The 24,404-nt window shown below is 72.9% G+C and carries 22 protein-coding genes; 5 read left to right on the top strand and 17 right to left on the bottom strand.

Annotated features, from left to right (window positions below; translation table 11 throughout):
- Positions 1 to 2: 2 nt before the first annotated feature.
- Both J4E96_RS07450 and J4E96_RS07445 read right to left on the bottom strand, forming a co-directional pair.
- A complete protein-coding gene (locus J4E96_RS07450) occupies positions 3 to 1,625 on the bottom strand; it encodes a DNA polymerase Y family protein (RefSeq protein ID WP_227425697.1) in 1,623 nt (540 codons plus the stop codon).
- 22 nt (positions 1,626 to 1,647) lie between these two features.
- Positions 1,648 to 2,400, bottom strand: coding sequence for a hypothetical protein (locus J4E96_RS07445; protein ID WP_227425128.1), 753 nt, complete (start codon positions 2,398 to 2,400; stop codon positions 1,648 to 1,650).
- A gap of 463 nt (positions 2,401 to 2,863) precedes the next feature.
- Here J4E96_RS07445 and J4E96_RS07440 point away from each other — a divergent pair, with 463 nt between their 5' ends.
- A complete protein-coding gene (locus J4E96_RS07440) occupies positions 2,864 to 3,316 on the top strand; it encodes an ArsR/SmtB family transcription factor (RefSeq protein ID WP_227425127.1) in 453 nt (150 codons plus the stop codon).
- Here J4E96_RS07440 and J4E96_RS07435 read toward each other — a convergent pair.
- The 8 genes from J4E96_RS07435 to J4E96_RS07400 are packed head-to-tail and all read right to left on the bottom strand — an operon-like array spanning position 3,295 to position 11,548.
- Positions 3,295 to 4,815 (bottom strand): hydrogenase large subunit, encoded by a 1,521-nt coding sequence (locus tag J4E96_RS07435; RefSeq protein WP_227425126.1) that lies wholly within the window; start codon positions 4,813 to 4,815, stop codon positions 3,295 to 3,297. The two genes, J4E96_RS07440 and J4E96_RS07435, sit on opposite strands and share 22 nt — an antisense overlap.
- Positions 4,812 to 6,293, bottom strand: coding sequence for a proton-conducting transporter transmembrane domain-containing protein (locus J4E96_RS07430; RefSeq protein ID WP_227425125.1), 1,482 nt, complete (start codon positions 6,291 to 6,293; stop codon positions 4,812 to 4,814). The genes J4E96_RS07435 and J4E96_RS07430 overlap by 4 nt, the downstream gene beginning before the upstream one ends.
- On the bottom strand, positions 6,293 to 6,955 hold the full coding sequence (locus J4E96_RS07425) for a hypothetical protein (RefSeq protein ID WP_227425124.1): 663 nt from the start codon (positions 6,953 to 6,955) through the stop codon (positions 6,293 to 6,295). Before J4E96_RS07425 ends, J4E96_RS07430 begins: the two co-directional genes overlap by 1 nt.
- A 14-nt stretch (positions 6,956 to 6,969) precedes the next feature.
- Positions 6,970 to 7,932 (bottom strand): respiratory chain complex I subunit 1 family protein, encoded by a 963-nt coding sequence (locus J4E96_RS07420; protein WP_227425123.1) that lies wholly within the window; start codon positions 7,930 to 7,932, stop codon positions 6,970 to 6,972.
- Complete coding sequence (locus J4E96_RS07415; protein WP_227425122.1) at positions 7,929 to 9,944, bottom strand: proton-conducting transporter transmembrane domain-containing protein; 2,016 nt, start codon at positions 9,942 to 9,944, stop codon at positions 7,929 to 7,931. The genes J4E96_RS07420 and J4E96_RS07415 overlap by 4 nt, the downstream gene beginning before the upstream one ends.
- On the bottom strand, positions 9,941 to 10,420 hold the full coding sequence (locus J4E96_RS07410; protein ID WP_227425121.1) for an NADH-quinone oxidoreductase subunit B family protein: 480 nt from the start codon (positions 10,418 to 10,420) through the stop codon (positions 9,941 to 9,943). The genes J4E96_RS07415 and J4E96_RS07410 overlap by 4 nt, the downstream gene beginning before the upstream one ends.
- Positions 10,421 to 10,469: 49 nt before the next feature.
- Positions 10,470 to 10,916: an ArsR/SmtB family transcription factor gene (locus tag J4E96_RS07405; protein WP_227425120.1), complete on the bottom strand. Its 447-nt coding sequence runs from the start codon at positions 10,914 to 10,916 to the stop codon at positions 10,470 to 10,472.
- Between the two features lie 44 nt (positions 10,917 to 10,960).
- Positions 10,961 to 11,548: a hypothetical protein gene (locus J4E96_RS07400; protein WP_227425119.1), complete on the bottom strand. Its 588-nt coding sequence runs from the start codon at positions 11,546 to 11,548 to the stop codon at positions 10,961 to 10,963.
- A 43-nt stretch (positions 11,549 to 11,591) separates the two neighbouring features.
- On the opposite strand from J4E96_RS07400, the gene J4E96_RS07395 reads away from it, so the two are divergent.
- From J4E96_RS07395 to J4E96_RS07380, 4 genes are all read left to right on the top strand, one after another.
- A complete protein-coding gene (locus J4E96_RS07395; protein WP_227425118.1) occupies positions 11,592 to 12,119 on the top strand; it encodes a YbhB/YbcL family Raf kinase inhibitor-like protein in 528 nt (175 codons plus the stop codon).
- A gap of 4 nt (positions 12,120 to 12,123) precedes the next feature.
- Positions 12,124 to 12,786 (top strand): YbaK/EbsC family protein, encoded by a 663-nt coding sequence (locus J4E96_RS07390; RefSeq protein WP_227425117.1) that lies wholly within the window; start codon positions 12,124 to 12,126, stop codon positions 12,784 to 12,786.
- 197 nt (positions 12,787 to 12,983) lie between these two features.
- Positions 12,984 to 14,405: an HNH endonuclease signature motif containing protein gene (locus tag J4E96_RS07385; protein ID WP_227425116.1), complete on the top strand. Its 1,422-nt coding sequence runs from the start codon at positions 12,984 to 12,986 to the stop codon at positions 14,403 to 14,405.
- Positions 14,406 to 14,712: 307 nt separating this feature from the next.
- Entirely contained in the window at positions 14,713 to 15,249 is a 537-nt protein-coding gene (locus J4E96_RS07380) for a dihydrofolate reductase family protein (protein WP_227425115.1), read from the top strand.
- 63 nt (positions 15,250 to 15,312) lie between these two features.
- On the opposite strand, the gene J4E96_RS07375 is transcribed toward J4E96_RS07380, so the two are convergent.
- The 7 genes from J4E96_RS07375 to J4E96_RS07345 all read right to left on the bottom strand — a co-directional run bounded on the left by J4E96_RS07375 (position 15,313) and on the right by J4E96_RS07345 (position 24,388).
- Complete coding sequence (locus tag J4E96_RS07375) at positions 15,313 to 16,773, bottom strand: nitronate monooxygenase (protein ID WP_227425114.1); 1,461 nt, start codon at positions 16,771 to 16,773, stop codon at positions 15,313 to 15,315.
- 184 nt (positions 16,774 to 16,957) lie between these two features.
- On the bottom strand, positions 16,958 to 17,806 hold the full coding sequence (locus J4E96_RS07370; protein ID WP_227425113.1) for a TrmH family RNA methyltransferase: 849 nt from the start codon (positions 17,804 to 17,806) through the stop codon (positions 16,958 to 16,960).
- Between the two features lie 50 nt (positions 17,807 to 17,856).
- Positions 17,857 to 19,782, bottom strand: coding sequence for an ABC transporter ATP-binding protein (locus J4E96_RS07365; protein WP_227425696.1), 1,926 nt, complete (start codon positions 19,780 to 19,782; stop codon positions 17,857 to 17,859).
- A gap of 80 nt (positions 19,783 to 19,862) precedes the next feature.
- Positions 19,863 to 21,614 carry an ABC transporter ATP-binding protein gene (locus tag J4E96_RS07360; protein WP_227425112.1) on the bottom strand — a complete coding sequence of 584 codons (1,752 nt, stop codon included), beginning with the start codon at positions 21,612 to 21,614 and terminating at the stop codon, positions 19,863 to 19,865.
- Between the two features lie 239 nt (positions 21,615 to 21,853).
- On the bottom strand, positions 21,854 to 22,996 hold the full coding sequence (locus tag J4E96_RS07355) for an SPFH domain-containing protein (RefSeq protein WP_227425111.1): 1,143 nt from the start codon (positions 22,994 to 22,996) through the stop codon (positions 21,854 to 21,856).
- 9 nt (positions 22,997 to 23,005) lie between these two features.
- The gene (locus J4E96_RS07350; RefSeq protein ID WP_227425110.1) at positions 23,006 to 23,488 is read right to left on the bottom strand and encodes an NfeD family protein; all 483 of its coding nucleotides are present in this window, start codon (positions 23,486 to 23,488) and stop codon (positions 23,006 to 23,008) included.
- A gap of 114 nt (positions 23,489 to 23,602) precedes the next feature.
- The gene (locus J4E96_RS07345; protein ID WP_227425109.1) at positions 23,603 to 24,388 is read right to left on the bottom strand and encodes an ABC transporter ATP-binding protein; all 786 of its coding nucleotides are present in this window, start codon (positions 24,386 to 24,388) and stop codon (positions 23,603 to 23,605) included.
- Positions 24,389 to 24,404 lie beyond the last annotated feature (16 nt).

Genomic DNA, 24,404 nt, shown 5'->3' with positions numbered 1-24,404 from the left:
GCCTAGTCATAGAGGGCCTCGCACGTCCACGCGCCGGCGGAGCAGGCCAGCAGCAGCGCCCTGCCGTCGGCGAGCGCGACCTGCAGGTGCACCCGGCGTCGCGGCGCCCCGCTCCACCAGCGCTCGACCATGGGCCAGGGCCCGGCCCAGGCCACGAGCGGCTGCGGGCCAACGGGCTGGCGGGGGTCGACGGGCTGGCGCTGGCCACCGGGCTGGCGCGGGTCGGGCCAGCGCACGGCGGCCGGCGCAGCGCTCAGCGCCAGCCGCGCGTCGACCCGGACCAGGTCGCCGGCGGCGTCGAGCACCTCGACCGCCGAGGGCTCGACGAGCACCGTGGCGGGCGCGGGCGCGGGCAGCCGCCCGGGCCAGGGCCGGTCCACGGCGCGCGCCGGCGCCTGCGCATCGCCCCAGGCCGCGAGGTGGATCTGGTCGCGCACGTCCCGGCCGCCCTGCACCGTGGCCACCAGCACGCCGTCGCCGCCGAGCATTCCCTGCACGCGCAGGAGCGCCCGGTGCGCGCGCAGGTCCCCGCCGCTCGCCCCGCCCCACAGCTGGCCCTGCTCCGCTCCCGCGGGGGCGACCTCCTCCGCCGCGAGGCCGAGCCGGACGAGAGCCGCCGGGGTCGGGGACTGCAACGCGCTCCCCGACATCCAGCCCTCGAGCTGCCACCGCACCCGGTCGGTGATGCGCGCGGGGCTCAGCCCGCCGAGCCCACCCGCGTCCGTGCGCCACGTGCGCACGAGCTCGCCACCCGCATCGGTGCGCGCGGTGATGCGCAGCCGCCCGCAGCTCACCGACCGCTCGAGCATCATCGCCTGCAGCTGCTCGGCCAGGCGGCGGGCGGCGAACGCGGTCGCGTCCACCCGCTCCGCCGGGGGGTCGAACTCGCACCCCACCTCGATGTCGGGCTCGACCCTGCGCCGCTGCGGGGGCCGCACGTCCTCCCCGCGAGCCAGCCGGTGCGCCCAGGTGCCGAGCCGCCCGAACCGAGCCTCGACGTCGGCCGCGGGCAGGGCCGTCAGGTCGGCGAGCGTGTGCAGGCCGAGGCGGGTCAGGAGGTCCACGAGGCCCGCCACCTCGGCCACCGCCCGGTCCCCCATCGCCGCGTGCACCAGCTCGCCGGCGGCGAGCGGGGCGAGGAAGGCAGGCGCGGCCCCCGGCGGCACGAGGCGCGAGGAGCGCGCCGCCAGGATCGCGGCGAGCACGCCGTCGGCCACCCCCACCTGGCAGTCGTGGCCCGTGAGCTCGACCACCCGGCCCACGAGCGCCTCCGCCAACGCCTGCTCGGACCCGTGGAACCGGCTCGCGCCGCCCGCGGGCAGCAGCAGCAGGCCCGGGCGCGCGACCTCGAGCCCCGCGACCACGGTCTCCGCCGCGGCGGCGACGGGCTCGAACGTGCGCACGTCGCGCCCCTCGTCGATCGTGAGCAGCACGATCTCGGGGCAGCACTCCTGCGCCTGGCGCCGGCGCATGCCGCGGCGCACCCCCTGGGACCGGGCGAGCGCGGAGACCGCCGTGACCCGCCGCCCGTCGTGCACCGCGGCCGGCTGGTGGGCCTCGACCTGACCCGCAGCGATGGCGGCGACCACGGGCCAGTCCGGCACCCACAGCACGGCGGTGCGCATGGTGGTACTCACCACGACGCCCTCAGCCGACCAACCGCAACGGGGCGGCCTCGTGCGGCGCGACGGGCGCCTGGCCGGGCGCATCGATCGGGTCGCCCTCCCCCACTGGCAGCACGACGGCGGACCGGACGATCTGGCCCGCGCCGCCGCGCCCGCCGCGCGTCACGGTCCAGCGATGGCTGCGCAGGTGCCCGTACCCCGCCCCGAGGCCGGTCCACGCTGCCGGCTCGGCGGTCAGCACGAGGCGCGCTCCGGGCCACGGCGTGGTCGCCAGGAGCACCGCGCCCCGCTCGCGGGCACGGGCCATCAACCGCCGCCGGTCAGCATCTCCGAGCGCGACGGCGGGGCCGACGATCACGACGTCGACGCCGTCCATGAGCGCGGCCAGCACGGTCGGGGCGTCCGCCCCCGGGTGCGGGACGAGGGCCAGGCGGTCGAGCTCGACGCCGGCCTGCTGGGCGGCGAGCACGCCGACCCCGGGCAGGCCGACCGCAGCCATCCAGGCCCCCTCCCGGGAGGCCCGGGCGACGAGGGCGAGGACGAGCGAGGTGGACCCGGTGACCACGAGGGTGCCCCCGCGATGCAGGGCCCGCTCGGGCAGCAGGTGCGCCACCGTGGCGGCGACGGGCAGTGGGGGCCGGTCGGGATGCCCCGCGCGGCCGGGACCGGACTGGGCGGGAACGGACTGGGCGGGAACGGACTGGGCGGGAACGGATGCGGACGACGACGTCAGGTGGACCAGCACGGACGGCGGGCCTGGCACGGTGGCTGGCACGGTAGCTGGCACGGTAGCTGGCACGGTGGCTGGCACCGGCGCGGCGACCGAGGCCGAAGCCGAGGCAGCGGGCGCGGCGGGAGTGGAGCGGGAGCGGGACACGGGCATGCTCCGTGCTCCGGTGCGAAGCTCCGCGTGGCGCAGGGCCTCCCTGGCGCGGACGGCCCGGTCCGTCACGATCGTCACGTCCGCCTCCCCTCGCATGGTGACCGCCGAGCGGCACGACGACGCCTCATAGACACCTCATGACGACGCATCATGACGATGCGGCACACGACGCATCACGACGAGTCACCGCCTCGATGATCGGATCGAACACCTGTTCGATCCGAGTCCAGTAAACGTCGCCGGCACCCCGCCTGTCAACCGGCCCACCCGGGGCTGGAGCGGGCCGAACGGCAGGCCGCACGGGGGTAAACTTCAGGAATAGATAAAGTCAACATTCATTCTTAAGGGAGATACGGTGCCGCACGCCGCGCCGGGCAATGACGCCCCGCTCAACGAACTCAAGGCAGACCTGTTCAAGGCGCTCGGCCACCCCGTGCGGGTCCGGACGCTCGAGCTGCTCGCCGCCGGCGAGCTGCCCGTCAGCCGGTTGCTCATCGAGACCCGGACCGAGGCGTCCAACCTCTCCCAGCACCTGTCCGTGCTCCGGCGGGCCGGCGTCGTGGCCGCGCGGCGCGAGGGCAACGCGGTGCACTATCGCCTGGCCGACACCGCCGTCTCGCCGCTGCTCGCCGCGGCGCAGGCCGTCCTCGTGCGCACCCTGAGCGCGAACCGCGCCGTTCTCGACGGGCTCGACGGCCTCGCCGGGATCACCACCCCGGGAGTCCCCGGACTCCCGGTCGCCCCGGGCGCGCCGGGGCCTGAGCCCGCCGCGCACCGGCGAACCGCCTACAGGTCGTTGCCCGCGTAGGACAGGTTGAAGCTCTTGTTGGCGACCGGGAAGTCGGGGACGATCGTGTCCCGCATCGCGAGCGGCACCGCCGGCCAGTTGAACCAGGACGGGTCGACGACCTTGGCCCGCGTGAGCCGCCCGTCGGGCGCGACCTCGACGCGATGCACGACGGTCCCCCGCCAGCCCTCGGCGATGCCGACGCCGCTGCGCACGGCCTCGCCCGGGCTCGTCGACCCCGTCGGCTCCGCCTGGAAGGCGAGGTCCCCCGCGGTGCCGATGAGGTCGGTCGCGAGCCGCACGCCGGCGGCGAACTCGTCGCGCCGGACCGTGAACCGCGCGAGCACGTCGCCGCCGGTCGCCAGCACGCGGGAGACCGCGAGGTGGCTCGTCGGGTGGTCCGTCCGGGCGTCGATCGCGAGCCCGCTTGCGCGCGCGACGTAGCCGAGGCACCCGAGGTCGCGCACCTGCTCCAGGCTGAGGGCCGCGGTGCCCGTGAAGCGGTCGCGAATGACGGTGTTGGCGAGCGTGAGCTGCGCGACCTCCTCGAGCTCGGCCGCGAGGTCGGCCAGCTGGGCCGGATCCGGCAGCGCACGGAGCTCGACCACACCCGGGCTGATCGCGCCGCGCAGCAGGCGGTGGCCGGTCGTCGCGTCGTTGATCCTGAGCAGCTGCTCGCGGATGCGTTGGGCGTGCGCGTTCGCGAGGGAGAACCCGACGTCGTTGGCGAGCGCGCCGACGTCGGCGGCATGGTTGTAGAGCCGCTCGAGCTCGAGCACGAGCGCCCGGAGCCGGTGGGCCGGTTCGGGCAGCGCGATGCCGAGGGCGTCCTCGACGGCGAGGCTGTGCGCGAGCGCGTGGGCGGCCGACGTGTCGCCGCTGATGCGCTCGGCCAGGTAGGTCGCGCCCGTGGCCTCGAGGCCCTCGAACAGCTTCTCGACGCCGCGGTGGGTGAACCAGAGCCGTGCCTTGAGCTTGAGGATCCGCTCCCCGACCACGGAGAACCGGAAGTGCCCGGGCTCGATGACGCCCGCGTGCACGGGGCCGACCGGGATCTCGTAGACCCCGTCGCCGGCCACCTCGAGGAACGGGAACGAGTCGGCGTCGACGAACGGCGGCGGCGGCCCGGCGTCGCGGCGCATCGGGTACCAGCCCGCCGGCCAGTGCGCGTGCCGGACCATGCGGTGCGGCAGCGGGTGGTTGACGGGCACGATCCCGTACAGGTCGTGCATCTCGCGCTCGAACCTCGACGCCGCGAACGACACCGACGCGAGCGAGGGCAGCCGCGGGTCGTCGGCCGCAAGGGTGACCTGGAGCTCGACGCGGCGGTCGGGGCCGCCGGCGAGGAAGAGGTAGACGACGCGCAACGTCGTCCCCTCGTCGTGAGCGGCCACGAGCGCGAGCCGGAACCCGTCGACGAGGAGCGCGGACGCTTGCAGGGCCAGCATGCCGGGCGGCATGTCCCGGACGACGCGGTGCAGACCGGCCGCGACGCCGTCGCGGGAGAAGGGTGAGGTCATGAGCTCGCTCCGAGGAGGGTGGCGGCAGATCGGAAGAGATCGGTGAGCGGGCCGGCGGTGACGCCGAGCACCAGGCTGAGGACGACGCCAGCGACGAGGGCGCCCGCGACGGACCGGGGCACCGCGATCGCGGGGGATCCCGGGTCGGGAGGGCCGAGCAGCATCCGGCTGCCGTTGCGCACGAGGGCCGCGAACGCCACGACGATGAGCAGGAGCATCGCGCCGAGCACCCAGCCGAGGCCCGCCTGCGCGAGCGCACGCGAGATCGACAGCTCGCTCGCGAACATCGCGAACGGCGGCAGGCCGATGAGGACGGCGAGCCCGACCGCGAAGGCGGTGCCGATCAGCGGGGACCGCGTCAGCACCCCCGTCACGTCGCGGATCGCGGTCGAGTCGTGCGCGGCCTGGAGCTGGCCCGCGGCGAGGAAGACCAGCGCCTTGGCCACGCCGTGCGCCAGCACGTGCAGCAGCAGCGCGGCGATCGCGAGCTCGGTGCCGGCGGCCGCCGCGATCGCGACGATGCCCATGTTCTCCATCGAGGAGTACGCGAGCATCCGCTTGAAGTCCGTCTGCACGAACAGCAGGCACGCCGCGACGAGCAGCGTCGCGATCCCGACGACGAGCAGCCCGGCGCGCAGGAACCCCGTGCCGAGCGCGAGGTCGATGATCGACTTCACGCGCAGCAGCGCGGAGAACGCGACGGAGAGCAGCACGCCGCTCATGAGGGCCGACACCGGCGCAGGCGCCTGGCTGTGCGCGTCCGCGAGCCACGTGTGGAACGGGACGAGGCCCGCCTTCGTGCCGTACCCGAGCAGGAGCAGGCCGGCGGCGAGGCGGGTCACGGCCGGGTCCAGCTCGCTGGCGTGCGCGAGCAGCACGTCGATGTCGAGGGCGTCGCCGCTGACGGCGCCCGCGTGGATGCTCACGAAGTACAGCAGCACGGTGCCGAGCAGCGCGAGCGCGATGCCGACCGAGCAGATGATGACGTACTTCCAGGTGGCCTCGACCGCCGCGCGCGTGCGCCGGTGCCCGACGAGGAACGCCGTCGCGACGGTGGTCGCCTCGATCGCGACCCACATGACGCCGATGCTCGTCGCGAGCACGGCGAGCGCCATCGCGGCGAGGAACAGGGGCATGAGCACGCCGTACAGGCGCGCGCCCGTCGCGTCGGTGTGGTCGTGCTCGAGCTCGGCGTCGATGTAGCCGACGCTCGCCCACGTCGCGAGCGTGCCCACGGTGCCTATGACGAGCAGCATGGTCACGCTCAGCGCGTCCGCGCGCAGCAGCGAGCCCGCGCCGTGGACGACGCCGGAGTCGAGCCCCGCGGCGAGCCCCACGGCGAGGACCACGCCCGTGGCGAGGACCGCGAACGCGGCGAGGACGGTGACGTAGGAGCTGAGGCGGCGCCAGCCGACGGCCGCGGCGAACGCGGCCGCGGCGAGCGGGGCAAGGATCGGAACGAGCAGCGCGAGGCCCATCAGTCGTGTAGCTCCCGTAGCTGGTCGAGGTCGGTGCCGCCGAAGGCGCGGCGCATGTGTCCGGTGAGCAGGCCCAGCACGACGACCGCGAACAGCACGTCCATGGACGCGCCGAGCTCGACGATGAGGGGGACCCCGGACGCGATGAGGAACGCGGTGGCCGTGATGCCGTTGTCGAGCATCAGGAAGCCGACCGCCTGGGACAGCGCCCGCCGCCGGCTGACCATCACGAACACCGCGATCAGGATCACCGCGAACGCGGCCGGCACGGCCCGCGTGGTCTCGGTCGGGTTCAACGCGATGATCGGCCGGGTCACGGCGTACGCGAGCACGATGAGGGCGGCCGTGATCAGCAACGACGCCGTCGTGTTGACCAGCGGCGTGCTCTCGCGACGCTCCGTGTCTTCGGTGCTGACCGCGCGCGCGAGCAGCACGGGCAGGACCCCGGCGCGGAGCACGAGCAGGACGACGCCGACGGCGATCGGTTCAAGCTCGCGCTCGTGCAGCCCCTCGATCAGCGGGAGCGTGGCGAGCGCCGCCCCCTGCCACGCGAGCAGCCGGACGATGGCGCGCAGGTCGCGGCGCCACACGATCAGGATCGCGGACAGCAGGAACGCCCCCACGGCGAGGTCGAGCACGCCGGTATAGGTGGCCATGGTCATGTCAGGTCCTCCATTCAGACGCTCGTGGTGGCAAGGAAGTACGACGCGGTCACCGCGAGGAGCGCGAGCAGGAACGAGCCCGCCAACAGCTCGGGCACCCGGAACAGGCGCAGCTTGGCGATGAACACCTCGCCTGCGGCGAGCACGGCTGCGAGGACCGCGACCTTCAGCGCTATCGCGAGGAGCCCCACGAGCACCTCGAGCACGGTCGGGTCGGCGGGCGCGATCCCCCACGGCAGGAAGAGGTTCGCGAGGAGCCCGAGCAGCACCGTGAGCCGCATTCCGCTCGCCCACTCGACGAGCGCGAGCTTCGGCCCCGCGTACTCGAGGATCATCGCCTCGTGGATCATGGTCAGCTCGAGGTGCGTCGACGGGTTGTCGACGGGCAGCCGCCCGGTCTCAGCGATGATCACGATCACGAGCGCGACGAACGCCATGACGCTCGACACGGTCAGCACCTGCCCCGGGTCGCCCGCGGTGGCGGTGACGATTGCCGCGAGGTTGGCCGAGTGGGCCGGCACCGACAGCGCGAAGACCGCGAGCAGGATCGTCGGCTCGACGAGCGCCGCGATCGTGATCTCGCGACTCGAACCCATCCCACCGAAGGCCGTCCCGGTGTCGAGGGCCGCCAGGGTGAGCGCGACCGTCCCGAGAAAGAGCAGGCCGACGACGCCGAACAGGTCCGCCGCGCCGTCCAGCGGCGAGCCGAGGGCCACGAGCGGGATGATCGCGGCGATGAGCAGCGTGCTGCCGGCCGCGATCGCGGGGGCGAGCGCGAACACGACCGTCGTGCCGCGCGGCGTCACCTGCTGCTTGCGGAACAGCTTGCGCAGGTCTCGCCACGGCTGCCCGACGCCGGCGCCGGCGCGGCCCTCGAGCCGGGCCCGGATCTGCTTCATGCCGCCGACGACGAGCGGCGCCCCGAGCAGCACGGCGGCCACCTGCGCGGCGGCGGCCACGACCGCGAGCGCGGTCACTTGGCGACCAGCAAGACGATGAGCAGCCCGGCCGCGCCGTAGGCGAGGTACAGGTGGACGCTCCCGGTGTGGGCGCGCCGGACGGCCTGCGCGAGCGCCGTCACGGCGCCGACCACCGGCGTGTACAGCCGCTGCTCGACGGGGTCGACCCAGCGCGCGCGGTACGTGACCTTCTCGACCAGGTACTTCGACTCGGCGAAATGGGTGACCTCCACGTCGGTGTCGGGCCGCAGCACGTCGTCGAACACGCGCTGCAGCGGTTCGGCGAACGACGTCGCGGTGTACTGCATGCGCGGGCTGAGGCTGTCCGCGCCGCAGGCCCACAGCGGGACGACGGCGGGAGCCGGGCGGTGGCGCGAGCCCCAGCGGGCGATCAGGAGCGCGACGAGGACGGCGCACACGAGCGCGAGGGCGAGCAGCCCGGGCGACATCGAGCCCGCGACGCCGGGCAGCCTGAGGTAGGTGCCGAGCTGCGGGCCGACGACGTCGCCGCCCAGGCTCGGCAGCACGGCGAGCACGCGCCCCAGGGCGGGCGCGAGCAGCGCGGGCGCGAGGGCGAGCACGAGGCAGGCGGCTGCGGCCAGCCCCATCCCGAGCACCATGCTGGTGGGGGCCTCGCGCGCGTTCTCGGCCGCGGCCGACCGCGGGCGGGCGAGGAAGCCCACCCCGAACGCCTTGACCATCGCGGCGATGCCGAGGCCCGTCGTCAGCGCGACGGCCCCGACGGACAGCGGCATCGCGAGCGCGAGCAGCGTGTTGCCCGCGGGCGGCGCCTGGATCAGGCTCTGCAGCAGCAGCCACTCCCCGACGAACCCGGCGCCGAGCGGCAGACCGGACGCGCCGAGGGCGCCGATCCCGAACATCACGGTGGTGATCGGCATGCGCCGGGCCAGCCCGCCAAGCTTGTCGAGGTCCCGCAACCCGGTCGCAGCGAGCACGGAACCGGCAGCGAGGAAGCACAGGGTCTTGAACCCCGCGTGACTCATGAGGTGCACGAGGGCCGCGGTGATCGCGATCGCCGCCACGGTCGGCGCGCCGGACGAGCGCAGCAGCGCCGCGGTGCCCAGCCCGAGGGTGACCAGGCCCATGTTCTCGGTCGTCGAGTACGCGAGCAGCCGCTTGAGGTCGGTGGCCACGGAGGCCTGGAGCACGCCGAAGACGGCGGAGACGGCGCCGATGACCATCAGGGTCAGGCCCCACCAGTGCGGGCCGGGCCCGAGGATCTGCAGGTCGATCCGGAGGATGCCGTAGATGCCCATGTTGACCATGGCGGCGCTCATGAGCGCGGAGACGGGGCTGGGCGCCTCGGGGTGCGCGCGCGGCAGCCAGGCGTGCAGGGGCAACAGGCCCGCCTTGGACCCGAAGCCGAGCACGGTGAGCAGGAAGACGGCGGTGCGGACGCCTGGTGCGACGTCGTCGGCGCTGGCGGCGATCGCGGCGAAGCTGTCCGCACCACCGGCCGCGGCGAGCAGCACCAGCGCCACCAGGATCGCGGCGAAACCGAGCTGGGTCATGACCGCGTAGAACACGCCCGCGGACCGAACCGCCGCGCGCTGGTGCTCGGCCAGCACGAGCACGAGCGACGCGCCCGCCATGAGCTCCCACGCGAGCAGGAAGGTCGTCACCGAGCCGGCGGCCGGGACCAGCAGCATCGCGGCGGCGAAGAGCGGCAGGACGAGCAGCGGGACGCGCGCCCAGTGCTCGCGCTGCGCGTAGCCGACCGCGTATATGCCGGTCGCGACGGCGACCGCTCCCGTCGCGGCGATGAAGAGGCCGCCGAGCGGGTCGAGGTCGAACTGCACCCCGGCCAGCGGCAGCAGCCAGTCGATGCGCACGTGGCGCGGGGGGCCGAAGATCGCGATCAGGCCGACGACGACGCCGAGCGCGCCGATGAGCGACGTGGCCGCGCCGGAGGCCCCGGCCCAGCCACGCGCCGGACGGCGGGGCTCGGGTGCCGTGGGATCGGCCGGGACGGTCGGCGCGGGCGGGGTCGCCTGGTCCAGCGCGGTCACCGGCCGGTCACCGAGCGCAGCGCGGCGATAATCTGCTGCGGGGTGGGCGGGCAGCCCGGCACCTCGACGTCGACCGGGACGACGTCGCCGATCGCGCCGACGACCCCGTACCCGCCGCGGAACACTCCCCCGGTGCAGGCGCAGTCCCCGACGGCGATCACGACGCGCGGCTCGGGCACGGATCCGAGGGTGTTCACGAGGGGCTGCCGCATGTTCTGCGTCACGACGCCGGTCGCGAGCAGGCCGTCCGCGTGCCGCGGCGACGCGACCAGCCGCGCGCCGTACTGCTCGGCGTCGTAGACCGGCGAGAACGTGCTCGCGATCTCGAGCTCGCAGCCGTTGCACGAGCCGGCGTCAAGGTGGCGGAGCTGGAGGGAGCCGGTCACGCCCGTCGGCGGCGCGACGGTCGCCTCCGGCGCGTCGGGTGCGGGCTCGACCATGCGGCCCACGCGGCCGATCTTGCCGATCCAGGTCATGGCTGCCTCATCACGTCGGGCGGTCGGGTGGCGGTGCGCACGGCCGGTGTCACTCGGGCCGTCCGCCGTCCGCCTGGAGGTCCTTGAGCAGGTCGAGCTGGTCGGTGAGCACGCCCGTCAGCACCTTCCGGGAAAGTTGGAGGAGCTCGGCGAGGTCGTCGGAGCGCAGTGAGTAGAAGACGAAGCTGCCCTGCTTGCGGGCGACGACGACGCCCGCCCGGCGCAGGACGGCGAGCTGCTGCGACAGGTGCGAGGCCTCGAGACCGAGCTCGGGCAGCAGCTCACCGACCGAACGGTCGCCCTCGGCGAGAAGCTCGAGGATCCGGATGCGCGCGGGATGCCCGAGAGTCTTGAAGAACTCCGCCTTGAGCTTGTAGATCGGCTGGGCGATCGCCGGCTGGGTGCCAGCGGGCTGAGTGCCAGTCGGCTGGGCTTCAGTCGACCGGGCACCAGCCGGGGAGCCGGGTCGCGGCGGCACGGCTTCGGTTTCGATCACTTGCGAATATTATCATATGCTCAAGAGCGAGCGGATGGGCGCCGTCAGGCCCGCGGCCGCGTGAGCCGGCGCGCGAGGAACGCCAGGCCGAGCAGGACCGGCGCGAACGCGATGAACGCGATGCCGACCTTGCGCTGGAACGCGGTTCCCGGGTCCGCCACGATGCCGAGCGTCGCGATGCCCCCGCCGGAGCAGGTCGCGGTACGGGCGACCCACTCGTCCGCGGTCGTGGTCAGGTAGCGGAAGTCCTCGCCGCCGAGCCGGTCCGTCAGCCGCGCCATGGCGGAGTCCCGCGCCGCAGGTCCGACGACGAGGTCGCCGCCCGCCGTCGTCCCGTCGGCGTAGGTGGATCCCGTCCAGGAGCAGGTGACCTCAGCGAGGTCGATGCCGTCGGCGGGCTGGCCCACCAGGACGTACCCCTCGGTCGTCCCCCCGACCTCCAGCTCTTCCCCGGCCGCAACCCGAGGCGCGTCGAGGGGCGAGCGCGGCGGCGCGAAGGGGCCGGACGCCGTCAGCAGCAGCGTTCCCATGGTGAGCAGGAGCGCGACCCCCGCGAACGCCACGACCGACCACAGCCGACCAACCTGGCGCAGGTTGGCGAGCGAGAACGCGGGCGGCCGCTGAGAGGTCATGCCGCAACGGTCGCACAGCCGCCGGCCACGCCATGATGGGGGCATGGACCTGACCCGCCCCCTCGCCCCCAGTCCCTACGCCCAGCTGCCGGAGGTGCCGGCCTTCGCCCTGCGCAGCGACGACGTCGTCGACGGCGCGCCGCTCGCCGCGCTGCACTCGGCGACCGGAAACACGTCGCCCCACCTGCGCTGGGCCGACTTCCCCGCCGAGACCCGGTCGTTCGTGGTCAGCTGCTTCGACCCCGACGCCCCGACGCCGGCCGGCTTCTGGCACTGGACGGTCGTGGACGTTCCCGCGGGCGTGACCGAGCTCGCGCGCGGCGCGGGTTCCCCCGGCGGGGCCGGGCTGCCCGCGGGCGCGTTCCAGACCCGGAACGATGGCGGTTCCGTCGGCTACGCAGGCGCCGCGCCGCCGGCCGGCGACCGCGCGCACCGGTACGCCTTCGCGGTGCACGCGCTCGACGTCGAGACGCTCGGCCTCACGCAGGACGCCACGCCGACAGCGGTCGCGTTCACCGCGCTGTTCCACACGCTCGCGCGCGCCGTGCTGACCCCGACGTACGAGGCCTGACCGGGTGACCAGCCCGCTGCCGCGCGTCGGGAGCCTCGACTGGGTCCGCGCGATCGACCACCCCGAGCTCCTCGCCGCGCCGACGCTGGCGGCGCTCACCCGCTGGATCACCGCCGACCCGCGCGTCGCGGACGAGGTCTCGGTCGCCGAGATCGACCCGTCCCTCGCGGACACGGCCGCGCTGACGGCCGCCTACGGGCTGCCCCCGGCGGCGTCGGTGAACTGCGTCCTGATCGGCGGTCGCCGCGCCGGCGACGAGCGCAGGGCTGCGGCCGTCGTGCGCGCGACGACGCGGGCGGACGTCAACAACGTCATCCGGCGCCTGCTCGACGTGCGCAAGGCCTCGTTCCTGGCCACCGAGCAGGCGACCGAGGCGTCCGGCATGGAGTACGGCGGCATCACTCCCCTCGGGCTGCCCGCCGACTGGCGCGTGCTCGTCGACTCTCGGGTCGTCGGCTCTCGGGTCGTCGGCTCTCGGGTCGTCGGCTCTCGGGGCGGCGACGCTGGGGTCGGCGACTCTGCAGTCGGCGACTCCGCAGTCGGCGACTCCGATGCTGGCGTCGTGATCATCGGCAGCGGCCTGCGCAGGTCGAAGCTCGCGCTGGCCGGGGCCTTGCTCGCGCGGCTGCCCGGCGCCGAGGTGATCGACGGCCTCGCGGTCGGCTGAGTATCCGGACCCGCCGGACCGGCCCGACCGGTGCCGACCCACCCACAGGCGGCCGACGCGAATACTTTTCCACAATTCTTCGGGTTATCCACAGGAATGCTCCCGGGCCGGAAGGCGGGAGCCCAAGAATGTCAGTGGCGGTCGGTAACGTCGTTCTCAGCAAAACCGAGAACTGACGAGAACCGAAAGGACCTGACATGACCGCCCTTGACACCGGCGACCCGCCTCCGCCACCACCGCCCGACCCAGCCCGGCCGAGCTCACCCCAGCCCGGCTCAATTCGTCCCACCACCCCCGAGCCCGCGCCCGCGGCGCTGGCCGCGCTGCACGCGCAGGTCGGCGCGCTCGCCCAGCTCGATCCGAACGACCTGTCCCCGGCCGCGGCCGTGGCGTTCTTCACCGACGTGTTCACGCTCGCCGACAAGCTCCACGCCCTCGCGATCCTCGCCCTGCCCGCCGTCGACGCCGACGGCCTGTGGGCGACCACCGGCGCCCGCTCCCTGGCGACCTGGCTGACCCACCACCTGCACCTGACCTCCGCCAAGGCCCACCGCATGACCCGCCTGGCCCGCGCCCTCCGCGGGGACCTGCCCCGCACCGCCGAGGCCCTGCGCGCCGGCGCGACGACCGGCCACGCGGACGGTAACAACGGCGATGGCGATGACAGCGACAGCGACGGCGGCGCCCGGACCCGGGTCGGCGTCGAGCAGGCCGAGATCCTCGCCGCCCACGCCCCCACGTCCAGCACGCGCCGCTCGGTGCTGGCTGAGCCAGACCACCCCTGCGGCGAGCAGTTCCTCCTCGACAATGCCCGTACCCAGCCCGCCGACGCGCTGCGCAACCTCACGCGCAGCTGGGCCGCCGCTGCCGACCCCGCCGCCGACGAGCGCGGCTACCGCGAGGCCACCGAGCGCGAGTATCTCGACGTCGCGCCCACGACCGGGGGCTACCACCTGAGCGGCTTCCTTACGACCGAGCACGGCCAGACCCTCGTCCTCGCCCTCGACGCCGCCACCACGCGCCCGGCCACCGACCTCCAGCGCTCCGGCCCTCAACGCCGCGCCGACGCACTGACCACCCTGATCCGCAGCACCTTGGACCACGGTCACCTTCGCAACCGGGCAAAGGTCCGCCCCCACCTCAACGTCCTCATCGACTACCCGACCCTCGAAGCGCTCACGAGCAGCACCGGCGCCGGGTCGCTCAGCCCCGCCGCCCTCCTGCACCCGGCGACGTTCGACGACGGGCAGCCTGTCCCCCGCGCCGTCCTGGACCGGCTGCTGTGCGGCGCCGACCTCACCCGCGTCATCTTCGGCCCCGACTCCCAGCTCCTCGACATCGGCCGCACGCAGCGCCTGTTCCCGGCCCGCCTGCATCGCGCCATCATCGCCCGCGACCGGCACTGCCAGTACCCCGGCTGCACCGCCCCGGCCCGCTACTGCGAAAGTCACCACACCATCCATTGGGCCCGCGACCACGGCAATACCGACGCTCGCACCGGAGTCCTGTTGTGCACCCATCACCACACCCACGTGCACGACACCAGCGTCACCATCAGATGGAATCCGCAGACCCGCTCCTGGGTATTCACTGACCGGCACGGAAAGATCATTGTTTAGCACGGACAATGTCATTGCGTAGCACGGCCAATGTCATTGCGTAGCGTCGCGCCATTGACGCTCGCAGATCGATTCATCGTCGTTGGGACGCGCCTCGGTGCTCGCACCGATGAGTTCTCCTCGCCGGAGCCGTCCACAATGCAGTTCCCGGGAGCAGGTCCCGAGAGCAGGTCCCGAGATCAGGTCCCGAGATCAGGTCCCGAGATCTCGTCCCGAGATCTCGTCCCGAGATCTGGTCCCGAGGTCCGGTCCCGAGATCCGGTTCAGGGCGCCCGGCCCCGGGCACAACCAACGGAGGTGGTCACACGTGCGCAAGGTCGTCGTGTACGAGCTGGTGTCCCTCGACGGCGTCGCAGAGAATCCGGCGGCGTTTTTCACCGACTGGGACGACGCGGTTGATGCCAACCTCGGCGCGGTCATCGCGGCGCAGGACGCGGTCGTCCTGGGCCGGCGCAGCTACGACGAGTGGGCCGAGTTCTGGCCGGGCAGCGACATCGAGCCCTTCGCGACCTTCATCAACGGGGCCGCGAAGTACGTCGCCACCTCCACGCCGCTCGATCGGGAGTGGTCCAACACCCACGTGGTCGACGGCGACCTGGTCGAGTTCGTGCGGGACCTGCGCGATCGTCCCGGCGCCGAGATCGGCGTGCATGCCAGCATCTCGGTCGCCCAGGCGCTGCTCGCCGCGGGCATGGTCGACGAGCTCAGGCTGGTGATCGCGCCGGCGATCGCGGGCACCGGGAAACGGCTCCTCGATGGCCTGCCGACGATTCGGCTCCAGGCGGTCCGGGGCACGACCACACCCGCAGGGTTCCTCCTCGTCCACTACCGCGTCGTCGCCTAGGCGAACGGGCCAGCGGGCAGGCGTGCGAACGGGCCAGCGGGCGAACGGGCGAACGTCGACCAGCTATCCGACGAGGTAGCCGACGGCCTGGGCCGCCGTCCAGCCGTTCGGGTAGCTGGCGAGGAGCTTCGCCGGGCCCTCGAGGTCGACCCCGAGCGTCACGAGCGGCGCCTCGGAGTAGCCGTCCTTGCGGGTCTGGCCGAGCCCCACGTTCGACGTCAGGCCGTTGCACAAGCACTTGCGACCCACGGTGGCCTCGAGCGAGCCGCCCTTCTTCAGGAACATGTGCACCGGCTCGGACGGGCAGCGGTAGCCGACGGTGCCGGGCGAACGCTCGTAGGGGACGCGGAGGTGGCCGATGTCGCACAGGCGGGGCCGCTCGGCGTAAGTCTCCGGCTGGGAGATCGTGGCCGGCAACGTCGCGACTTTGAACGGGAAGCCCGTCGGCGAGGCGAGCGCGTCCGTGCGGACCTCGAGGCTGCCCGAGGCGAGACCGCTCAGCAGCTGCTCGCGCAGCACGTCCTGGAGGCCGGACTCGGCCGAGAGCGCGAAGAGGGTGCCGACCTGCACGCCCGCGGCGCCCACCGACTGCGCCTGGGTGACGTGCTCGGGCGTGCAGTACCCGCCGGCCAGCCAGAACGGCAACCCGACCTCAGCGACCTTGGCGAGGTCGGCGTCATCGCGCGGCCCGAAGACCGGCTGACCGTCGTCGTCGAGCACGAGCCGGCCGCGCGGCGGCGCGTTGTGCCCGCCCGCGCGCGGGCCCTCGACCACGAAGCCGTCGGGCCGCGTGTAGTCCTCGCGCGCGAGGTGCGCGGCCAGGACGTGCGCCGAGATGATCGCGAGGAACATCGGCCGCTTCAGCGGCGGGAGCCCGCCGCCCGTGAGCGCCACGGGGTCGATCCCGATCGTGTACTCCTCGGTGGCGCCGTCGACCTTGAGGCTGATCGAGCACGCCTCGTGCGCGGCGAGCTGATCGAGCAGGGCGGGGATCTCCTTCGGGATGCCCGCGCCCATGAGCACGTAGTCCACCCCGGCGAGCATCGCGCCGTAGGCGGCGCTCGGCGTCGCCATCTGGACCTTCTCGAGGAAGTTGATCCCGATGAGGCCGTCGTGACCCTCCTTGGCGAGCCACACCTCGGCGAAGTTGGCGACGAGCGAGAGCTCGTCGGCCTTGACGGTGGGGTCGATGCTCAGCTTCGGCGCGGGCACGTAGGGCTGGCCGGGCGCGCGACCGCCCGGGAGGAAGTAGCGGTCGAGCACGTGCTTGGCGATCGACGGCACCGGGAAGTGGGCGATCGCCCGCCGGACGTCGCCGTCCAGGTCGCCGTCCTGCAGCCGTCGCGCGATCACGATGTCGAGGGCGGTTCCGGAGACGACGCCGAGCTGCCCGGTCTGGGCGACGGCACTCGCAAGCTGCCATGACGACACAGCGACGCCCATCCCGCCCTGGATCACGACGGGGAGCGGACGGGCGTCAAGGGACGGTGCGCCGGCGTGGCCGGAACGGGTCGTCGGAGCCATGGGCGGTTCCTCCAGCGAGTTGACCTACGAGTTCGTAACCTACGGAATCGTAACCTACGCTCCCGTAACCGCCAGGCGACGGCCGCCTCGCCTCGCCGAGGCTGCCCCTCTGACCAGCGAAAACGCAACCACGGCGGCGTACAAGTTCGGGGGGGCCGACTCGTACACGGGATTCGACGGCCGGTCAGGACCGGGAACGCTCGCGCGTGGCCCAGAAGGCGACGGCCGCGGCGGCCGCCACGTTGAGCGAGTCGACGCCGCCCGCCATCGGTATCCGCACGGTCACGTCGGCCGCCGAGATCGTCGCGCGCCGCAGTCCGTCGCCCTCGGTGCCGAGGATCCACGCGAGCTTGTCCGGGGTGTCAGCCTCCAGCTCGTCGAGACCGATCGAGGCGTCGTCGAGCGCCAGCGCGGCGACCACGAAGCCTTCCGCGCGCAGCACATCGATGCCCGCCGGCCACGGATCGATGCGCGTCCACGGGACCTGGAACACGGTGCCCATCGACACCCGCACGGACCGCCGGTACAGCGGGTCGGCGCAGCGCGGCGTGACGAGCACGGCGTCGACGCCCAGCGCCGCGCAGGCACGGATGATCGCGCCGACGTTCGTGTGGTCGACGATGTCCTCGAGCACCGCGACCCGGCGCGCGCCGAGCCCGCCGCGCGCCGCCGCGAGCACGTCCCGCACGGGTGCCAGCGCCGGGCGGTGCATCGCGGCGAGCGCGCCCCGATGCAGGTGGAAGCCCGTGATCGCCTCGAGCACCTCGGGTGCGCACACGTACACCGGGACGTCCCCGCCGGGCCCGGCGCCGACGGCGTCGAGCACGTCGTCGAGGTCGGCGAGCCAGCGCTCGGCCATCAGGAAGGAGCGTGGCCGGTGACCGGCCTCGATGGCGCGGCGGATCACGGTCGAGCTCTCGGCGATGTACATGCCCATGGCCGGCTCGTGCTTGGACCGCAGCACGACGTCCGTCAGGTGCAGGTAGTCACGGAGCCGGTCGTCGGCGGCGGAGGTCAGGTGGTGGATCGGCACGCGGCGATCCTGCCACCGGACCCCGGCGGGTCGCCGTCAGCGCGTCCCGGTCAGTCCGTCTGCGTCGCCGCGAGCGCGAACTGGCTCGCGTACAGCGCGGCGTAGGCACCGCCGGCCGCGATGAGCGAGTCGTGCGTGCCCTGCTCGACGATCGCGCCCCGTTCCATGACGAGGATCACGTCGGCGTCGCGGATGGTCGAGAGTCGGTGGGCGATGACGAAGGACGTCCGCCCGGCGCGCAGCGCCGCCATCGCGTGCTGGACGAGCACCTCCGTGCGGGTGTCGACCGAGCTCGTCGCCTCGTCGAGAACGAGGATCGCCGGGTCGGCCAGGAACGCGCGCGCGATCGTGAGCAGCTGCTTCTCCCCCGCGCTGACGTTCGAGCCCTCGTCGGCGAGCACGGTCTCGTAGCCGTCCGGCAGCGTGCGCACGAAGCGGTCGACGTGGGTGGCCTGCGCCGCCGCGACGATCTCCTCCCTCGTCGCGCCGTCGACGCCGTAGGCGATGTTCTCGGCGATCGTGCCGCCGAACAGCCAGGTGTCCTGGAGCACCATGCCGATCTTGGAGCGCAGAGCGTCGCGCGTGGTCAGGGCGACGTCGACGCCGTCGAGCGTGATGCGACCCGCGTCGACCTCGTAGAACCGCATGAGCAGGTTGACGAGCGTCGTCTTGCCCGCCCCGGTCGGCCCGACGATCGCCACGGTCTGGCCGGGCTCGGCCACGAGCGAGAGCCCGTCGATGAGCGGCCGGTCGGCGGTGTACCGGAAGCCCACGTCCTCGAACGCGACGCGTCCGCGCACCGGGCTCGCGAGGACGGCGGCCGGCACGGGGTCGGGGCTCTGCTCCTGCGCGTCGAGCAGCTCGAAGACCCGCTCGGCGCTCGCGACGCCCGACTGCAGCAGGTTCATCATCGAGGCGATCTGGGTGATCGGCTGGGTGAACTGCCGCGAGTACTGGATGAACGCCTGCACGTCGCCGAGCGTCATGGTGCCCGAGGCCACGCGCAGCCCGCCGATGACGGCGACGATCACGTAGTTGAGGTTGGCGAGGAAGCCCATCGCGGGCTGGATGACACCCGAGATGAACTGGGCCTTGAAGCTGGCGTCGTACAGCTCGGCGTTCTGCTCGTGGAACGTCGCGATCGCCTGCTTCTGGCGGCCGAAGACCTTCACGAGCTCGTGCCCGGTGTACATCTCCTCGATGTGGGCGTTGAGCTTGCCGGTCCAGGACCACTGGCCGACGAACTGCGGCTGCGACCGCTTCGCGATCGCGACCGTGATCACGACCGAGGCCGGCACGGTCACGAGCGCGACGAGCGCCAGCAGCGGGGAGATCACGAACATCATCACGAGCACCCCGACGACGGTCAGCACGGCCGTGATCAGCTGCGACAGCGTCTGCTGCATGGTCTGCGCGATGTTGTCGATGTCGTTGGTCACCCGCGAGAGGACCTCGCCGCGGCGCTGCTTGTCGAAGTACGACAGCGGCAGCCGGGAGAGCTTGGACTCGACGTCGGCGCGCAGCCGGAACGTCGTGCGCTGCACGATCCCAGCGGTGAATCGGCCCTGCAGCCAGCCGAACAGGAACGACCCGATGTAGATGGCGAGCACGAGCAGGAGGATGCGGCCCAGCCGGTCGAAGTCGACCCCGGCGCCCGGCACGACGTCCATCCCGCCGAGCAGGTCGGCGAACGTGTCCTGGCCCTCGGCGCGCGCGCCCGCGATGGCCTCGGCCTTGCTGATCCCGGCGGGCAGCTGCCGCCCGATCACGCCCTCGAAGATGATGTCCGTCGCGGTCCCGAGGATCTTGGGTCCGAGCACCACGAGGGCGACGGACGCGACGGCCAGCGCCAGCACGACCGAGACCCGGACCCGCTCGGGCCGGAGGACGCCGAGCAGGCGCTTCCCGGAGCCGCGGAAGTCCATCGACTTCTCGGCGGGCATGCCGCCGCCCATCCCCATCGGCCCACCGCGCATGCCTCCCGGCGCGCGCCGCGGCACCTCGGGCTGCGCGACGTCGTCGACCTCGTCGGCCCCGTCGATCGGCTTGGTGTCGCTCACGCCGCCTCCTCCTCGGTCACCTGAGAGAGGACGATCTCCCGGTAGGTCTGGGACGACTCCATGAGCTCGAGGTGGGTGCCGACGCCGACGACCTCGCCGTCGTCGAGCACCACGATCTGGTCGGCGTACCGGATGGTCGAGACCCGTTGGGCGACGATCACGACGGTCGCGGCCCGGGTCTCCGGCACGAGGGCGGCCCGCAAGGCCGCGTCGGTCGCGAAGTCGAGCGCGGAGAACGAGTCGTCGAACAGGTAGATGGGCGGGCGCTTGACGAGCGCCCGCGCGATCGCGAGGCGCTGCCGCTGGCCGCCGGAGACGTTCGTGCCGCCCTGCGAGATCGGCGCGTCGAGACCCTTCGGCATCGCCTCCACGAAGGAGCGGGCCTGGGCGACTTCGAGCGCGTGCCAGAGCTCGGCATCCGTCGCGTCCGCCTTGCCGTAGCGCAGGTTCGATGCGACGGTGCCGCTGAACAGGAACGGCTTCTGGGGCACGAGCCCGATCCGCGACCACAGGTCGTCGAGCTCGAGCTCGCGCACGTCCACGCCGTCGATCAGCACCGCGCCGCCCGTGACGTCGAAGAGCCGCGGGATGAGGCTCAGGAGCGTCGTCTTGCCCGAGCCCGTCGACCCGATGATCGCGGTGATGCGCCCGGGCATCGCGGTCAGGCTCACCGCGCGGAGCACCGAGGACTCGGCGCCGGGGTAGCGGAACTGCGCGTCGCGCAGCTCGAGCACGCCCGCGGGCGCGGCGCCGGCGAGCCGTGCGACGAGCGGGACGGCGGCGGCTGGCTCGAGCACGGTCGACTCGGTGTCGAGGACCTCGCCGATCCGCTCGGCCGAGACGACCGCGCGCGGCACCATGACGAACATCATCGTGGCGATCATGACCGCCATGAGGATGTACATGATGTAGCTGAGGAACGCCGTGAGCGCCCCGATCTGCATCTGCCCGCTGTCGATGCGCTGGGCGCCGAACCACATGATCGCGACGCTCGACGCGTTCATGACGAGCATGACGGTCGGGAACATCAGCGCCATGAGCTTGCCGACGCGCAGCGACGTGTCGAACAGGGCGGTGTTCGCGACGTCGAACCGCTCCGACTCGCGCCGCTCGCGCACGAACGCGCGGATGACCCGCAGCCCCGTGATCTGCTCGCGCAGCACCGCGTTGATCCGGTCGATCCGCTTCTGCATGTCCCGGAAGTACGGGATCATCCGGCTGATGATGAGCCCGACCGCGAGGCCGAGCACCGGCACGATGACGATCAGCAGCCGGGACAGGGCGACGTCCTCGCGCAGCGCCATAACGACGCCGCCGACCAGCATGATCGGCGCCATCACCATGATGGTGAACGTGAGGAGGACGACCATCTGCACCTGCTGGACGTCGTTGGTCGTCCGCGTGATGAGCGAGGGGGCACCGAACTTCCCGACCTCCTGCGCCGAGAAGACCTGGACCCGCGTGAACAGCGCCTCGCGGACGTCCCGGCCGAAGGCCATCGCGGCGCGCGCGCCGAAGTACACGGCGACGACCGCGCAGACGACCTGCACGAGGCTGACGACGAGCATCCAGCCGCCGGTGCGCAGGATGTACCCGGTGTCGCCGACGGCGATGCCCTTGTCGATGATGTCCGCGTTCAGGCTCGGCAGGTACAGGGTCGCGAGGGTCTGGATGAGCTGCAGCACGAGCACGATGACGATCGGCCGGGTGTACGGCCGCAGATACTGCCGAAGCAGCCGGATGAGCACGAAGTTCTCCTGTGTCGCGCAGCAATGAAAGGGACAGCACCAGACGGGACAGCGAGGTGACCCGCGAAGCGACGGCCAGCGCCATGCTGGCCAGCACTAGGAACGACCCTGCCACGCAAGGGATCGAACGCCTCGTCATTATCCCCCGCTTCGCGGTGGGCGAAAAAGACAGCGCCGCCCCGACCTACCGCGGCCGGGGCCGGGTCGATCGGGGCGACGCGTCGAGCGATTCGGGCGAGCTACACCTCGGGCGGGGTGTACGGGCGCTGGCCCGCCTCGGCGTCGGGGTTGAGCGGGTGCCCGCTCAACGTGCCGGCGCTCGTGGCGTCCGCCGTGGCGGCCTCGGACATGCGCCGCGCCTCGGCGAGGGCGATGGCGGGGTCAACCAGCGACGTCGGCGGCAGGTCGGAGACCGGGGAGACGCCCGCGGGCCGGACTGAGGCCCCATCGCTCGCGCCGCCGTCGCCCGACATCGCGCTGCCGAACCCGTTGGTGAACTGCGACAGCGCGCCGGTGAGCTCGGACGGGATGACCCACACCTTGTTCGCGGGGCTGGCCGCGAGCTTCGGCAGCATCTGCAGGTACTGGTACGCGAGCAGCTTGGGGTCCGGGTCACCGCGGTGGACGGCGTCGAACACCTGAAGGATCGCGCGGGCCTCGCCCTCGGCCGTGAGGATCGCGGCCTGCGCCGAACCCTCGGCGCGCAGGATCGCGCCCTGCTTGTCGCCCTCGGCCGTGAGGATCTGCGACTGCTTGACGCCCTCGGCCGTGAGGATCGCGGCGCGGCGGTCGCGCTCGGCGCGCATCTGCTGCTCCATCGAGCCCTGGATGGACTGCGGCGGGTCGATCGACTTGAGCTCGACGCGGTTCACGCGGATGCCCCAGCGTCCGGTGGCCTCGTCGAGCACCCCGCGGAGCTGGCCGTTGATCTGGTCGCGGCTCGTGAGGGTCTGCTCGAGGTCCATCGAGCCGATCACGTTACGCAGCGTCGTCACCGTGAGCTGCTCGATGCCGGTGATGTAGTTCGCGATCTCGTAGACCGCGGACTTCGGGTCGGTGACCTGCGAGTAGAGCACCGTGTCGATGCTCACCACGAGGTTGTCGGACGTGATCACGGGCTGCGGCGGGAACGACACGACCTGCTCGCGCACGTCCACCTGGGCACGAACCCGGTCGACGAACGGGATCAGCAGGTGCAGGCCGGGCTCGAGCGTGCGCGAGTAGCGGCCGAGCCGCTCGATCACGAGCGCGGTGGCCTGCGGCACGATGCGCACCGAGCGGACGAGCGCGATGAAGACGAACAGCAGCAACAGGCCCAGCACGATCGTGCCGAGGATCTGGCCGAAGGACGAGGTGTCGACTGTGCTGACCGAGGCGGTCATGCGTGCTCCCTAGCTGTGGGGATTGCTGTCATGGGTTGTGCTCGTGCTGGGCGCGCTGTCGCGAGCGACGGCGTCGACGACGGCGGTGGCGCCGTCGATCCGTACCACCTGGACCTCGGCCCCCTCTGGGAAGACGAGGCCGTCGCGCGCCGCCCGGGCCGACCACACCTCGCCCGAAAGCTTGATGCGACCGCCGAGCGGGCCGACGTCGGCCACGACCATCGCGGAGCGCCCGAGCTGGGCGGCGACGTTCGTCTCCTCGAGCGGCATGCGCCGCTTGAGGCGGCGCAGCAACCAGGGCCGGAGCGCGAAGAGCAGCAGGACGGAGGCTGCCGCGAAGACGACGAACTGGAGCCAGGTCGGCGCGCCGAGCGCGCTCGCGAGCGCCGCGGCGAACGCGCCGCCGGCGAACATGATGAGCACGAAGCCCAGCGTCAGGATCTCGATGACCACGAACACGAGGCCGGCACCGATCCACCACAGCGGGTCCATCGCGAACTCCCTCCAGCACGGCATCCTCGCCCGAGCGCGGCTGCCCGGACGCGGACGTCGACGTCTGTACCGATCCTATGCGAAAACTTTGCCTACCGTTCGGTAACGGGGCTGCTATCGCGCGGCGCGTGCCGACCAGCGGCCGGCGTCGTGGGTGACGACAAGGTCGACGTCGAACGCGGCCGACAGCGTCGGCGCGGTCAGCACCTGCTCGATCGGCCCGGCCGCGTGCACCCGGCCGTCCTTGAGCAGCAGCACGTGGGTGAACCCGCGCGGGATCTCCTCAACGTGGTGCGTCACGAGCACGAGCACCGGCGACCGCGGGTCGCCGGCGAGCTCGGCAAGCGCGGCCACGAGCTCTTCGCGGCCGCCGAGGTCGAGGCCGGCGGCGGGCTCGTCGAGCAGGAGCAGCTCGGGGTCGGTCATCAGGGCGCGCGCGATCTGGGTGCGCTTGCGCTCTCCCTCGCTCAGCGTGCCGAACGACCGGTCGGCCAGCTCGGCCATGCCGAACGCGGCGAGCAGGTCCCCGGCGCGCTCGGCGTCAAGCTCCTCGTACCGCTCGCGCCAGCGGCCGGTGACGCCGTAGGCGGCCGTCAGCACGACGTCGCGGACGCGCTCGGACGCCGGGATGCGGTCCGCGAGCGCGGAGCTCGCGAGGCCAATCCGCGGGCGCAGCTCGAAGACGTCGACGCGGCCGAGCCGCTCGCCGAGCAGCTCCGCGACCCCGGAGGACGGGTGCATGCGCCCGGCCGCGATCTGCAGCAGGGTGGTCTTGCCCGCACCGTTGCGGCCGAGGACCACCCATCGCTCGCCGTCGGCCACCTGCCAGGTCACCGAGTCGAGGATCGTCTTGGGTCCCCGACGGATGGATACGTCCTGGAGGTCGAGCACTGCCGTCATGGGCACCGACCCTAAC

This window comes from Pengzhenrongella sicca, assembly GCF_017569225.1.
Classification (GTDB): domain Bacteria; phylum Actinomycetota; class Actinomycetes; order Actinomycetales; family Cellulomonadaceae; genus Pengzhenrongella; species Pengzhenrongella sicca.
Note: the sequence above shows the minus strand (reverse complement) of the source record. Positions and strands in the feature narration are given on the sequence as shown.